This window comes from Pseudomonas sp. GL-B-19 (assembly GCF_019956415.1).
In the GTDB taxonomy this organism is placed as follows: domain Bacteria; phylum Pseudomonadota; class Gammaproteobacteria; order Pseudomonadales; family Pseudomonadaceae; genus Aquipseudomonas.
This window is the reverse complement of the sequence record NZ_JAHBDK010000012.1, coordinates 104,253-118,516: the sequence shown is the minus strand read 5'-3', so window position 1 is coordinate 118,516 and position 14,264 is coordinate 104,253. Positions and strand designations below refer to the sequence as shown.

The 14,264-nt window shown below is 59.2% G+C and carries 13 protein-coding genes; 5 read left to right on the top strand and 8 right to left on the bottom strand.

Annotated features, from left to right (window positions below):
* The 4 genes from KGB06_RS02320 to KGB06_RS02305 all read right to left on the bottom strand — a co-directional run bounded on the left by KGB06_RS02320 (position 1) and on the right by KGB06_RS02305 (position 5,353).
* Positions 1-1,089 carry a WD40/YVTN/BNR-like repeat-containing protein gene (locus tag KGB06_RS02320; protein ID WP_223511600.1) on the bottom strand — a complete coding sequence of 363 codons (1,089 nt, stop codon included), beginning with the start codon at positions 1,087-1,089 and terminating at the stop codon, positions 1-3.
* A 149-nt stretch (positions 1,090-1,238) separates the two neighbouring features.
* Complete coding sequence (locus tag KGB06_RS02315) at positions 1,239-2,597, bottom strand: DUF1329 domain-containing protein (protein WP_223511599.1); 1,359 nt, start codon at positions 2,595-2,597, stop codon at positions 1,239-1,241.
* 54 nt (positions 2,598-2,651) lie between these two features.
* Positions 2,652-4,655, bottom strand: coding sequence for a DUF1302 domain-containing protein (locus KGB06_RS02310; protein WP_223511598.1), 2,004 nt, complete (start codon positions 4,653-4,655; stop codon positions 2,652-2,654).
* Between the two features lie 131 nt (positions 4,656-4,786).
* Positions 4,787-5,353, bottom strand: a complete 567-nt coding sequence (locus KGB06_RS02305) for an RBBP9/YdeN family alpha/beta hydrolase (RefSeq protein WP_223511597.1) — start codon at positions 5,351-5,353, stop codon at positions 4,787-4,789.
* A 352-nt stretch (positions 5,354-5,705) separates the two neighbouring features.
* Here KGB06_RS02305 and KGB06_RS02300 point away from each other — a divergent pair, with 352 nt between their 5' ends.
* From KGB06_RS02300 to KGB06_RS02280, 5 genes are all read left to right on the top strand, one after another.
* Entirely contained in the window at positions 5,706-6,740 is a 1,035-nt protein-coding gene (locus tag KGB06_RS02300) for an AraC family transcriptional regulator (protein ID WP_223511595.1), read from the top strand.
* Positions 6,741-7,158: 418 nt separating this feature from the next.
* Positions 7,159-7,518, top strand: coding sequence for a DUF6124 family protein (locus tag KGB06_RS02295; RefSeq protein ID WP_223511593.1), 360 nt, complete (start codon positions 7,159-7,161; stop codon positions 7,516-7,518).
* 298 nt (positions 7,519-7,816) lie between these two features.
* A complete protein-coding gene (locus KGB06_RS02290; protein WP_263288131.1) occupies positions 7,817-9,406 on the top strand; it encodes a T6SS phospholipase effector Tle1-like catalytic domain-containing protein in 1,590 nt (529 codons plus the stop codon).
* 2 nt (positions 9,407-9,408) lie between these two features.
* Positions 9,409-10,065: a DUF2931 family protein gene (locus KGB06_RS02285; RefSeq protein ID WP_223511590.1), complete on the top strand. Its 657-nt coding sequence runs from the start codon at positions 9,409-9,411 to the stop codon at positions 10,063-10,065.
* Between the two features lie 52 nt (positions 10,066-10,117).
* Positions 10,118-10,771, top strand: a complete 654-nt coding sequence (locus KGB06_RS02280) for a DUF2931 family protein (RefSeq protein ID WP_223511588.1) — start codon at positions 10,118-10,120, stop codon at positions 10,769-10,771.
* Positions 10,772-10,916: 145 nt separating this feature from the next.
* Here KGB06_RS02280 and KGB06_RS02275 read toward each other — a convergent pair whose 3' ends face one another.
* Genes KGB06_RS02275 through KGB06_RS02260 form a run of 4 tightly spaced genes read right to left on the bottom strand, consistent with a single transcriptional unit; the run spans position 10,917 to position 14,237 of the window.
* Complete coding sequence (locus tag KGB06_RS02275) at positions 10,917-11,927, bottom strand: YeiH family protein (RefSeq protein WP_223511587.1); 1,011 nt, start codon at positions 11,925-11,927, stop codon at positions 10,917-10,919.
* On the bottom strand, positions 11,924-12,250 hold the full coding sequence (locus tag KGB06_RS02270) for a Rieske (2Fe-2S) protein (RefSeq protein ID WP_223511585.1): 327 nt from the start codon (positions 12,248-12,250) through the stop codon (positions 11,924-11,926). Before KGB06_RS02270 ends, KGB06_RS02275 begins: the two co-directional genes overlap by 4 nt.
* Positions 12,247-12,909 (bottom strand): DsbA family oxidoreductase, encoded by a 663-nt coding sequence (locus tag KGB06_RS02265; protein WP_223511583.1) that lies wholly within the window; start codon positions 12,907-12,909, stop codon positions 12,247-12,249. Before KGB06_RS02265 ends, KGB06_RS02270 begins: the two co-directional genes overlap by 4 nt.
* Positions 12,906-14,237 (bottom strand): MFS transporter, encoded by a 1,332-nt coding sequence (locus KGB06_RS02260; protein ID WP_223511581.1) that lies wholly within the window; start codon positions 14,235-14,237, stop codon positions 12,906-12,908. The genes KGB06_RS02265 and KGB06_RS02260 overlap by 4 nt, the downstream gene beginning before the upstream one ends.
* Positions 14,238-14,264: the final 27 nt, after the last annotated feature.

The window sequence follows — 14,264 nt, the reverse complement described above, 5'->3', positions numbered from 1 at the left end:
TTAAGGGTTCGAGGTCTTATCGACGGACAGCGCCAAGGCACCACGCAAACCAGCCACCACCAGCGAGCCGTTGGTGGCCTCGGTGGCGCCGGCTACCGGCGTCGGTACGGGTTGCTGAACCAGGTGCAATTGCGCGCCAGTGCCCTGGCTGACCAGCATCTGCCCACCCAGGGTGAACAGGCGGTAGTCGCCACGGTCATCGATGAGGCCGGCGGTGATACTGATGCGCAGGCCGCTGTCCAGCGCGGTCCAACTCTGGCCGCCGTCGGTGCTGCGCAATACGTTGCCGCGCAAGCCATAGACGAGCACTTCCCCTGGCTTGCCGAGCACGCCGAAAAAGCTGCCCTGATAAGGCGTCGGCACGGCGGCGAAGCGCTGGCTGGCGTCATCCCATTTGAGCAACAGGCCCTGCTCGCCGGCGATGTACAAGCCGTCACCGGTCGAGGCAATGGCGTTGAGGTGAAAGCCTTGCGGGTTGTCGGTGCGGTCCTGATACGGGGTCCAGGTTTGGCCACCGTCTTCAGTACGCAGAATCAGGTTGAACACGCCGACCACATAGCCGACCTGCTCATTGGCAAACCAGACGTCGAGCAAGGGTTTGTCCGCGCCCTGCTCCATCAGTCGCTGGCCTTCGGCGGCCCAATGCGACCATTCTTCGTTGTCAGGTTCGGCACTCGCCAACGCACCATAATGCTTGACCAGTAATTCACCGATCTGACGGCCGTCCAATTGCTTGCGCCAGGTCACGCCAGCATCGCTGCTGTGCAACACCACGCCATCATTGCCGACCGCCCAGCCTTCCCTGGCCGATGGAAAATTCACAGCACTGAGATCGGCACTCACTGGCACAGCTGCTTGCTGCCAGTGTTTGCCGCTGTCATCTGAATAGAGAATGTGTCCACGCTGCCCGACGGCTACCAATCGGTCGCCTGCGCGGGTCATGCCGGACAACGGACTGCTGACTGCCAACGCACTGACTTTGGCGGGCAGATCCAGCACATCGATATAGCCGGCCGCCTGAGTGACGCCCTGCGACAAGACAAGCACGGCGCCAAACGCCAACTGCAGGTACTTTTTGTACGAACCCATACCGCGTCCTCTTGGGAAAACCGCGTCAGGGACTGCAATGTGCAGCCCGACGTTAAAAACTGTCGCCGCGATGATCGGCTTGCACCGACCCTCGCGCGGTCACACGGCCTTGTGGGCCGTGGACCGTTGGACGCTTTGTTGCGGTTTGCTTAGCGAATGCCGGCGCCCGCCAGGGACTCCGACGACCACTGCGCCTTGGAGAGCGGATCGATGTACTTGATGCCGCCGTACGGGCCGACTACACCGTTGATGTTGTAGGAACCGCCCACCAGGTCATAGATCATGAACGGAGTGGAGTCAGGGACCTGCTTGTCATAGCTTTGGCTGAGGAAGGCAAACGAACCACGGTAGAGCTGACCACGAGCGTCATATTGATCCGAGGCCAAAGCGGTCCAGCTGTCTTCGTCAAGGTAGAAGCGACGCTTCTGGTAGATGTGACGAGCGCCAGCCTTGAGGTTGCCCTCGACGACCCATACACGGTGTTTTTCCCAACGAACGAAGTCCGGGGCCAGGTGGTTCGGAGTCGTGATCGACTTCGGATCCTGGACGTAGGTCAGCTTGTAGGTGTTGTAAGGCACGATCATTTCCTGCTTGCCGACCAACTTCCAGTCGTAGCGATCCAGCGCACCGTTGAATACGAAGACGTCGTCGTATGTACCGGCGCCGGCGGTGCCTGGGTTAGGCGTGTCGTAGGCCAGGTTCGGTGCCAGCTTCACACGGCGCTGACCAGGCAAGTACTGCCAGGCACGACGTGGTTGTTGCAGCGGGTTGGCGGCGTCCTTGAGCATCACCGCTTCGCCGGCACGACGCGCCGGGCCGGTGTACTGCAACTTCATCTGGTAGTACACGTCAGCACTGCTGATCGGCTGCGCCAGGTTTTCGTAGATCGGATAAGAAATGAACGCCATCCCGGTGGTCGCCAGGCTTGGAACGCCTGCGGAGTCAACGTTCCAGGAGTCGTACTTGGAGTTGATGCTCACACCCTGATAGCGCAGCAGGAAGTTCCACATCGCTTCGTTACCCGATTGCGGAATCGGGAAAGGCACGCCCGGCAGCACGTTGTCGATGGCCAGGCCGCCTTCAAGGGACTTGGCGCCGGTGGCGTTTTTCACGCCGTTGTCGAGGATGGCTTTAGGCAGCGCGACGGTGCGGTGAGTCGGGTACACCTCGACTTTGAAGGTCGGGAAACGCTTGGCCAGTTCCGCCGTGGTGGCGCTGAGCAGGCCTTTGTACTGATCGACGTTTTTGCCGTCGATGACCAGCAGCGGCTTTTCAGCAGCGAACGGGTCCGGACGCATGCTGTCACCGGCCTTGAAACTGGCCGGCGGCGTGGTCAAGCCGCCGTCATAGGCGGGGATGGAACCATCGGCATTACCGGCTTTTTCAGCGCCGACCAGGGTCAGGCTGGTGCCCAGTTTGGCGGCGTCTTGAGCCGAAACAGCGGCGTGTGCCTGGGCGGCGACGATCATCGCCAGCGAGGCAGCCAACACGGTTTGTGCAAATTTCATATTGTTATTCTCCTGCTTGCATTGAGCAAATCAGTGGTGAATCAAAGTTGTGAATCAGAAGGTTGTTTTCATCGTCAGGTACACGGCGCCACGGTCCTCAGTCGTTGCACCACCACCGGAGAAGGACGAGTAGCCACCGGCGAAACAGGCGTAGTTTTCGTTGCCGCTAAAGGCGTTCGGAGTAGAGCCATCGCCACCGGTCGGGCCAGTGCTCACGCCACTTTTATTGCACTTGTCGGTTTGGCCGAAGGAGTCCACGTACTTCAGGTCGACAAAGTATTTGTTGTACACAATGGCGCCGACGCCCAACGCATAGTTTCCAGTGTCCTTGGCACCGCCACCGGAGACCGGTGACACGCCGGCGAGGCCGACGTTGACGGACATTGGCGCGTTGAGGTCAACACCGGGAAACACCTGGTACCAGGTCGGTGTGAAGTTGACCGCGACGCCCCAGTTGTCCCGGGTCGGCTGGTCGATGCCGCGATAGGTGCCTTTGCCCTTGTAGAGCGCTTCGTTCTTGTCATCGAGCTTGAGCAGGTTGCTGTAATACAGCTCGCCCAGCAGGGTTGCCGAATCGAACACCGGCGTTTTCGGCAGGGTCATCAGACCGTTCAGCGTCCAGTGCAAGGTATCGCCAGTGGCGCTCATGCTGTCGCCGCGGCTCGGGGTGTCGTAGATCACACCCGTGGACGCCGTGCGCGCCGGCAACAGGCCGAGGCCTTGGCCCAGACCCAGCGGGCTGGTGGTGCTGACGATGGCCGGGATACTGGCCAGCGGCATGTTGTGACGGATGTTCAGGTCCGAACCCACGCTCACACCACCGACATCCTTGGACAGACTCAGACCGGCAATCTTGATGTTGTCGGCATAGGCCAGTTGATAGGTGGCGGTGCTCAACGAGTTGAGCGTGTTGACCACCGCCGGCACTTGCCCGGCTGGCCGGGTGCCGTTCGGGTTGGCCGAGGAGATGCCTCTGGCATCCAGCCAGGCTTGCGGCAGGATGTCCGAGGTTTCGCGGTAGTAGACGCCGAGCGTCCCGTCCAGCCAGGCCGGCGACCACTTGGCCATCACGCCCCAGTCACCGCTGTTGTGCGGATCCAGGTCATGACCGCGACGCACGTTGGTCAACGCGTTGCACGGTGCCAGGCCACAACCCAGCGGGCTGCCCGGAACCACGGCGTTGGTGTTGCCCAACAGGAACGATTTCGCGCCAAAGCCCAACAGATCGGAACCACCGTAGTAGGTGCCCGCTTCAGGCAGGCGAGCGGCGTCCCAATCCATGAAGTACTGGGCCCCGACGGTCAACTCGGGGTTAACGGTGAACGACATCGACAACTGGTTACGCGGAACGAACAACTCCTTGGCTTCTGTACCCGGCGACGCAGCCAGTTTGGCCAGGTCGAGGCCGGACTGGCCGTAGCTGATCGAGTGCACCGGGTTGAGAATGGTCTCGCCCCAGAACACGTTGTGCTGACCGGCCTTGGCGCTGAACAAAGACTCCTCGCCCACTTCAGTGCTGTAGAACACGAAAGCATCGAGAATTTCGCCAGACGGACCGGTGTAATAACGCTGGGCGTAGTTGCTCAGGTGCGGGCTGCCAAAGCCGACGTTGTCGTTGGTGACGCCGGCCAGGCGTGGGTCGTTAGCGACCAGACCGGACCGTGAGTCATTGCCGTTGACGAACGGGTTGGAGTTGGAACCGGTGTTTTCATAAGCCTTGTCGTACCAGCTGGCAGCACTGACACGAAAGCCCATGGCGTTCTTGTAGACCACGTCCATCTCGGTCAACAGGTCAACACGGTTGGTGATGTTGGTTCCGGACTTGCGGAAGTTGTAGTCGCCATCGTTGTTGTTTGGCGTCCCCAACATGCGCTTGTCGGCGCTTTCGGTGCGCACACCGTAGTTGTACTTGACGGTGTTATCGATACGCGCGGTCCAGTCCGGGTTGCCCGTATCCAGTTCAACCGCCTGGGCGGTCGGCATGGAAGCAGCCAGGATGGCCGAAGCCAGCAAGGTGTAACGCGGAACCGTGAAACCTTGACTCTTATTGTTGTGCATTGCGATGTTTCTCCGCCTTTTTGTATTTGTTTTAAGCGCAGCAGCCCTCACGCAGTCCCTTGTACCAGGGACTTGCGCTTCTCAGGAGTGAGGGCAAATGCCGGTTGGCTAACAGCCAGTCGGCGCCTGAACTATCGGTCCAGTTCCAGGATGAGCGCTTGCGCTTCTGGCCAGTGGCCAAATCCTGCAGCTGGATTGAGATGACCCACTGCGCCAAAATTGCGCAGTTCGGCACCCCAGCCTTGAGCCATGCGAGTGACGGCGTCCAGACTGGCGAGGTGATCATTGGTGCTGCCGGCCACCAGGCTTGGGAACGGCAACGGACCTTGGGGGAGCGGATCCCAGCCATGGGCCCGCAGGGATTCAGAAGTGGGGTAGCCTTGCGGCCAAGTAGCCTCGAGGTCCGGTGGCGCGGCCAGCAGAGCACCCTTGATCGGACGACTGTGCAACGCTGCCCAGTGCGCGACCATCAACACACCGGCACTGTGGGCAACCAGAATCACCGGCCCTTCGATCTGATCCAGTTCGTGCTGGATCGCGCGAACCCGTGCAGCGCAGTCGAGTTTGTCGGTTTCAAGCGGCGGGACGCTGCGTACTTTGCAGAGTCTGGCTTCAAGCAATGTCTGCCAATGCTCGGCCACATGCTCACGCAGGCCCGGCACGATCAAAACGGTTGCGACAGTATTCAGTTTGTCCACGTCAGCACCTACGCTTTCTCGATGACTCTACTGACTCGTTGGTCAGAGATTTTTGTTGTGCTGACATTAAAGACCCCCCACCCCGGGCGCTTTTCATTGGACGTCAGTCACTTTTCTTTTCATGACAAATTTCACGGTGCCGACATGAGGTGCCCGCTGGTCGAAAACCACAGCAGGTTTGCCCAAGGCCACTGTAATCAATACGTGAGCGGATTTATCTCGATGAGACGGGGCGATTAGAGGAAGCAACGGGCGCTCGCCGGCGCTTACGCAACAACTTTCCATTTCATGACGTGCTGGATATAGTCGCCACGCTCATTTCCACCTTAACCGGCCCAGGGAAGACCCACGCATGACCAAGCTTGTTCGCGCCGCCGTCTTGACCAACTACCTGGAGGTCACCCAGTACCTGGGGTTTAACCCGCGCGATGTACTGGCTGCCAGTGGCTTGAGCAGGGCTCAGTTGTTAGCACCGGAACATCGGATTCCCATCGATTCCGCGGTGCGCGTACTGGAAGATTCAGCCGTCGCCAGTGGCTGCCAGAGCTTCGGCCTGAGCATGGCCGAGTCGCGCCACCTCTCGGATTTCGGGGTGGTCAGCCTGCTGCTCACTCACCAGCGTACGCTGCGGGACGCCTTGCAGGTCGTGGTGCATTACCGTCACTTGATGAACGACTCACTGGCGATCTTCATTGAAGAGGCCGGCAAGATGGTGATCATTCGCGAGGAGGTGGTGACCGACACGCCCATGCCCTCCCGGCAAGCCAACGAGCTGGCCATCGGTGTCATGTTCCGTTTGTGCGCGGCCCTGCTCGGTGCGCACTGGCATCCCTACAGCGTCAACTTCACGCACCAGCCTCCGGACAACCTGCAACTGCATCGCCGCCTGTTCGGTTGCACGCTGGAGTTCGGCAGCGAGTTCAACGGCATCGTCTGCCCCAATGCCAGCCTGGACGTGACCAACCCTCATGCCGACCCGGCCATGGCACGTTACGCGCAGGGTTATCTGGACTCGTTGCTGAGCGATGAAGGACCGTCGTTGCTGTTCGAGGTGCGCAAGGCCATTTACGTGCTGCTGCCAATGGGGCGCGCCACCATTGAGCAGATCGCCCAGACCCAGGGCATGAACGTACGGACGCTGCAACGTCGCCTCAAAGATGACGGCTGCGCCTTCAACGATCTGATCAACGACGTGCGCCGCGATCTGGTCCTGCGTTACCTGGACAATCCGAATTATTCGCTGGGGCGCATCGCCGACATGCTCGGGTATTCCATGGCGAGCTCCTTCACACGCTGGTTCATCACCCAGTTCGGCATGCCGCCCGCCACTTGGCGCGCACAAAAGCAAACCACCTCAAAACCCGTCTCTGGTCACAACGAATCCTGAGCCAGCCAAATCTTCGAGTTCCCACCCTGGGGACTTGGGGTATTAAACATCGCCCGAAAGGGGTTGTTTAAAACCCTTCCAGGTTACGTCCTGAAAGCCACAAAACCTTGCGCCGTTGCCTACGGCTACGCCAGAATCCGCCGGCTTGTGCGCCTTGGGGCCGCTCGGTAACTTGATTCGTGTCACTGCCCATCAGTGATCGGGTTTCGCAGCCCGGGTAATCTCTAGACGCACAACGTCTACCGTCCATGAACAGATGCTTCGTCAGGTCTGTCTCTATTGTCATGGCGGCTGTGCGTGGGAGACCTTCGGGTCTGCCGGGTTCCTAGAGTCCTGGTCTGCGAACCCGCGTACAGTTGCCACCTTATTTTCGTTTCGCAGCGAATCGTGGCAGCTCCATATCTCTAGGAGCTTCACCATGTTCAAAGTAACGCCTAATCCGCCAGACACCGATCCGGCTTCCCCGTACGAACCCGATTCAAAAAAACTCAACGAGGCCGCCGAGTGCGCGCTCAACTTCCACTTCCCGTCGAATGCCGACATCAAAGCCACCGCGCGTAAACCCAGCAAACTGTTTGCCGTGGACCCGGAGGCGACAGCCGAAACCCTGGCGGTTTTCTTGGTCGAGACGCTGGCCTCGGTGGATGTAATGGTCCATCACTTGGTCGATCATCTGGAGGGTGAGTCGCGTTATGCCCTACTGGGTATTTCCAACAGCATCATGGTGGCGGAGATCACTGCGAACCGGGTGCTGGATCACATCGAGCCCGCTGCGTAACCGCTTCCTGTGGCGAGGGGGCTCGCCCCCGTTGGGCCGCGCAGCAGCCCCAAAAAACGACGGCTGCTGCGCAACCGAACGGGGGCGAGCCCCCTCGCCACAACAAGCTCCCTCGCCACTGTTCATTGCCTGAAGCCTTTTCTGACATCCCCGGGCTTCAAGCATCCCATCCCGATCCTACAAGTAATCAGGCTGCGACTGGCAGCGTCGCCCATTCCCAAGAGCGCATCGTTTCTCCCTGACACCAATCATTTGATCTGGCGCCCAGGGAAGGGCTTTGCGCTCGAGGGATGCATCCATGAAAAATGGCTCTGGGGGTTGCCAATGTGCGATTTGCCGCAGCCGCAGTCGAGGCCCGCGACCGGACCAGGCAGCGGAACAACGCAAATATGACGAAGCAATGGCCCGACAACGGACAAGGGAAGAGGCGCTCAACACAGCCTGGGAAGCCAGGGAAGCACGTGAGGAAGCCTCGCGGGTGAAGATCACTCTGCGTATCGGGGTGTTTTTCGATGGCACTGGCAACAACCCGTTCAATGTCGAGATGGGGCGAAAGTGCGGCGCTCATCATCCAGTGTCCAAGCAGGATATGGATGGGAGTTGCAAGCCGTACATGCAAGACCCTGACAGTAGTTATGGAGGGGAAGTGACGAATGTTAAGCGGTTGTATGACTTGTACTTGGAGTCGACAGCACAAGAAATTATTCAGAAGAAACTGGCATTCGATAAGGTCTACATCGAAGGCATTGGCACAACGGCTGGCGAGCAAGACAGCCTACTCGGTGCGGCATTGGGCCGAGGAGATACAGGTATCGAAGCACGGGTGAATCTCGCGTTCGATCTGATCAAACAACGATTACGCATCTTTCATAGTCGCAACCCAAACATCCAGATTCAGCGCCTGATCTTCGATGTCTTTGGCTTCAGCCGTGGTGCGGCCGCCGCCCGACATTTCGCCTGCTTGTGCCTGAACAGGTCCGACAATGCGCTCAGGGAAACCCTGAACCTGCCGGACAGCCTGTTCGCCCGAGGGTTCAGCAAGGTGTTTGGTGAAGGGGTCAGCACCGGGTTTATCGGCCTGTTCGACACTGTCGCGTCTGTGGGCGGCCTGAGTAACCTGGGCTATGTGCGCAGCCCGGCAGCCCCGGGGGTCAAGTTGTATTTGATGCCGCGCTTCTTTCCCAATGTTGTGCAACTGGTAGCACGGGACGAGTACCGCGCCAATTTCGCCCTCAACAGCGTCAGCCCGGATCATTCGGAAATCAGCCTGCCGGGCGTTCACTCGGATATCGGCGGTGGTTACCGCGATGAAATCGAAGAGTGCGTCTTACTCAGCCCGATGCAGGCCTTGGAGGTTGGCGAATTCACCGACGTAAAAACCACTTCGATCTACTGCGAAGCCCAACAGGAACGGGCGAAGTGGCACACCAAGGGTTGGCCACTGGAGATGCTGGAGCTGATCACCCCTGCCCCGGTAACGCTACGGCCTGAACCAAGAGAGCAACATGCGCCGAAACAAAAGCGCGTGTTTGTCGGGTTGCAGCTACGGCGCAAGATCGGCGCTGGATTGTCGCTGGTGTACCTGCGGGTGATGTATGAGGCGGCGAAAAAACACGGCTGTGAATTCTTACCCATCCCAGACGAGCCAGAAACCGATGTGCCGGACGACTTGAAAAGTCTTTGTGAGCGATTCGTCGCGGGTGACTACAACATTACGTCGAGTGAGGAGAAATTACTGAAGCTGCACTACATCCATCAGTCAGCGCACTGGAACCCGACCTTTCTCTCGGGACCACGCGCCACCACATTTCAACTGGCCTATGCCCATGTCCCGACGGCGGATGCCGTACGGGTGTACCACCCTCATGTACCGGAATGGACGCTGTAACCATGAAAATACTTTTCTCACTTTTAGTGTTTTTATCGATAGGAGCCTGCCAGGCCGTCGACCCACTGTCAGCTAAAAACGACCCCAAAACACGTTGGTGGTACATCGGTTTTACCGAACCCGCCCACATGACGGTTTGGGTCGAGACCTCGGTAGTTGAAGACATCAAAGGTCGGATATTTCACTCTGTCGCATCGGGTGCAGCCGCAAGAAGTGATCATGAAGATGGAACCGAAAATGCGCGGGGTTGGGTGGGTATTGGCGGTGCCGGCATGCCAGTGCTGGGCGCAGACCTGCCGAAACGCATCTTCGTGCGCTGGCAATCGATAGTCGAGCGCAAGACCTACGCAGGCTGGATTGATATCTCCGAAACCACCCGCGAAATGATGCGCAACTCGACGGCCCAGCGCTGCCACGAAACCCCTCAGTTCACCGCTAACCTGAGTGCAGCCCTGAATCTGGGACTGGCGCCGGGCGGCATCATTCAGGTCTGGGTCTGGGACGACTGTTTCCGCGCCCACAAAGTCGACCGAGGGCAAGTCGGTATCGAGCCTCTTGGCCCTTATCTTGGCAAAAATGAAGGGCGCTACGCCTGGAAGATCAAAGACTCCTCCCAACGCTACATCGAACGTTTCGGCATCCCCTATGGCAGTTGGTGAGGGATGCCGTACGGATACACCCCCCTCATGTACCGGAATGAACACTGTAACCATGAAAATTCTGACCGCTTTGTTCGCACTCGCAACGATAAGTGCATGCCATCCTGTCGATCCACTATCGGCCAAAAACGACCCCAAAACACGGTGGTGGTACATCGGTTTTACCGAACCCGCCCACATGACGGTGTGGGTCGAGACCTCGGCAGTCGAAGACATCAATGGTCGGATATTTCACTCTGTCGCATCGGGTGCAGCCGCAAGAAGTGATCATGAAGATGGAACCGAAAATGCGCGGGGTTGGGTGGGTATTGGCGGTGCCGGCATGCCAGTGCTGGGCGCAGACCTGCCGAAACGCATCTTCGTGCGTTGGCAATCGACAGTCGAACGCAAGACCTACGCCGGCTGGATCGATATCTCCGAATCCACCCGTGAAATGATGCGCAACTCGACGGCCCAGCGCTGCCACGAAACCCCTCAGTTCACCGCTAACCTGAGTGCAGCCCTGAATCTGGGACTGGCGCCGGGAGGCATCATTCAGGTCTGGGTCTGCGACGACTGCTTCCGCGCCCACAAAGTCGACCGAGGGCAAGTCGGCATCGAACCGTTAGGACCCGATCAAGGCAAATACAACGGCTTTTACGGCAAGATCAAAGACTCCTCCCAACGCTACATCGAACGTTTCGGCATCCCCTATGGCAGTTGGTGATGAAGTGTTTTCGAGCCAACGAAAAAACGGCGACTGTTGTTACAGTCGCCGCAAAAAGCCGATGCTTGTGACACCGACCGAGTGCCGCAAAGCGCTGAGGAGTCAAACGCAAGGCGGCACTACGTAAAACGGATTCAGGTCGGGCTCAGAACCCCCAGCGCAGCAACAGCAGCACCAGGACGACGAGGAACACCGTCTCCCCCACCATCAGGAGGATGGGCTTGATGCCGACGGAGGCCAGCTCCTTGAGCTGAGTCTTCATGCCCAGGGCACTGATGGACACCACCAGGCACCAGCGCGACAGGTCATTGACCGTGCCTTGCACGGCGGGCGCTATCCATCCCGTGCTGTTGATGCAAGCCAGCAGCAGAAAACCGACGGCGAACCACGGCAGCAATGGTGGTCGTTTGCCTCCGGTGTCGGCGCCCTGCATGCGCGTCACCATGGCCGCACAGACGATCACCGGCAGGAGCATCGCGACCCGCATCAGCTTGACCACCGTCGCCGTGTCACCCGTTTCGGTCGACATGCTGTAACCGGCACCAACCACTTGGGCCACATCGTGGATGGTGGCGCCGAGGAATATTCCCGCCATTTGCGGTGACAATGAAAACCAGTTGGCAATCATTGGATAAACGATCATTGCCATGGTCGACAGGGCGGACACGCCAATGACGGTAAACAGTGTGGCGCGTTCTTTCTGCGGATGATTGGGCAATGCCGCCGCCAGCGCCAACGCCGCCGAAGCGCCACAGATCGCCGTTGCGCCACCGGTGAGCATGCCGAACAAACGCTGGAAACCCAGCAGCTTGGCCGCGATCACCGAAACGCCAATGGTCACCACCACCAGCGTCACCACCAGTGCTACAGGCTTCCAGCCCAGCCCGGCAATCTGCTCAAGGGTAATGCGCATACCCAACAAGGCCACGCCGATGCGCAATACGGTGCGCGCCGTAAACTCGATGCCGGCCTTGCAGACGCCCTCACCGGCCAGGAAATTCAGTGCCATGCCCAACAGCAAGGCAAACAGCATCACCGGCGCACCGTAGTGCTCGGACAAAAAAGTAGCGGCGGCTGCCACGATCAGACTAACGATAAAACCCGGTGCCAGTTCGCGTGTTCGGCTATGGATACGGGTAAGAGCGATGGCGCTCATGGCGCGGACTCCTCAGAAACTAAAACGATAAAGGCCTGGTCGTCGACAACTTCGACCGGGTAGTTTGGGACCTTGAGCTGGGTGGAATTGAGCAGGTAACCGCTGCGCAGATCGAAGCGCAGGCCATGGGCGCAACATTGAATAACCCTGCCGTCCAGACGCCCGCCACACAGCGAAGCGCCCTGATGCGGGCAACTGTCATCGATGGCAAACAGCTCGCCCTCGACGTTGAACAACGCCAGGCTTTTGTTCTCGAACTCAAACAGCGCACGACCGCCCGCCTGTGGAAATTTTCCGGCAGGTACGGGGACACGACGCGTCATGACGGGGACCGCATGCGCTGGCGCTCCAAGGCTTCGTACATGGCGCCAAGCAGCACCTCGGCAGGCTGCGCGCCGGTCATCGTTATTTGGCTATCGAACTGAAAACTCGGCACACCGCTGGAGGCCCCAATCTCGTTACCGACAAAGGGACCGGATTCGTCTTGCAGGTAGTCCTTCACCGCGTCAGCGTCGTAACCGCACGATTGGGCGATGGTGATCAACGTCTCGCGGCAACCCAGGTCCTCGCCGTTCTGGAAGTACGCGGCGAACAAGCGCTCAAGCAACAAGTCGCGCTGAGCTGCGCTCCCCCGTGTGTTGGCGTGCGCCAGCAAACGATGGGCGTCAGCCGTATTAGGCATCGTGGCGATGCGGCTCAAATCGATGGGCACCCCTACCGCCTGCGCGGCCTGCCGCACTTGGGCCTGACGCATCGCCACCGCTTCGGCACTGCCCAGACGATTGAGATAGAACTCGGCGAACGGTTCACCTTGTACCGGTATATGAGGCAGTAACTGCACCCCATGCCACACCGTGGTCACCAGAACTTCCGGTTGCAGCGAGTGCAGCGACTCTAGAGCGCGCTCCAGTTGGCGTTTTCCGATCAAGCACCAAGGGCAGATAAAATCGAAAAACACATCAATACGTAAACGACCACTCACACCTTCACCTCTACCGCAGTTTCACTTACCGAATCGTTGACATGCTCACCCGCCAGCCGGGCAATATCCTTCTGGTAATGGCATTTGGCATAAAAGAACACGGCTGCTGCCGCGATGCTCACCAGCGGCACTAACTGGAAGGCCGCCTGCAAGCCGATCATGTCGGATACCTTGCCGGTAATGAACGGCCCCGGCGCCAGGCCGAGCAAGTTGTTGGCCAGGGTCAGCGTGGCAAACGCCGTACCGTGCACCGAGTAATGAGTCAGGTTGGCAACCATCGCCCCGGCGGGCCCGGTGGTGCCGGCGGCAATCAACATGCCCAGGCAAATCAACAACAATTGCGCAGGTCCCGGCGGCAAGGCGAATGCCGCTGACAACAGCAGGCAGCTGCCCAGGCAATAGGCGATGGCCAGAGCGACCTTGCGCTCTGCCGACTGGCGGCACATCCGATCACTGAGCATGCCGCACAGGATCATCCCGGCACCGCTGCACAGGACAATAATCGCCGCCATACCGCCAGCCTTGTCGGTCGGCATGTCGTAGTAACGGTTGAGGTAGCTGGGCATCCACACAATCACGGTGCCGCCGACGAACAGCTGCAAGCCACTGCCGATGTAAGCCGCAATCACCGAAGGGCTGGAGCACAACGTGCGCAATGGGCGCTTGACCACCGCGCTGACTTTTTTGCCGGCTTGTGCCGCACGCTGAGGTGCAATACGCGCCTCCTTGACGATGATCGGGTACAGCACCGCCAACATCAGACCAAACAGAGCCATACCGGCAAACGACCAGCGCCAGCCCAGCTTGGCCGCAATAGCGCCGCCCAAGGCCATGCCCAACACCGAGCCGAACATACCGCCCGCCATGAAGGCACTGGCCAGCGTTGCTCGCATGTGTTTCGGAAACACCGAAATCACTACAGCAATACCGACGCTGCCATAGGCAGCCTCACCGACACCCACCATGAAGCGGGCGATAAACATTTGCTGGTAGTCCTGCGCCAATGCGCAGCCCAGCGTGGCGATACTCCACAACAGCGCCATCAGCGCCAGACTTTTAACCCGGCCGAAGCGGTCAGCCATTAATGACAATGGAAAGGTCAGCAAGCCGACCATCAAGGCCACAATGCCGCTGAGCAGGCCGAGTTGGCCGTCAGTCAGGGCCCACTCGCCCTTGAGCATCGGAAATACGGCGTTCAGCACTTGGCGGGACATGTAATCGGAAATCAACAAGCCGAACGTCAGTGCGAAGACGATCCAGGCATATTTGCGCGCAATACCGACACCACTGGTGTCGTCATCGCCGGCGGCGATTGGGTGAAAGGCCATGCAGCCTCCTCGAAACTTCGTTTTATT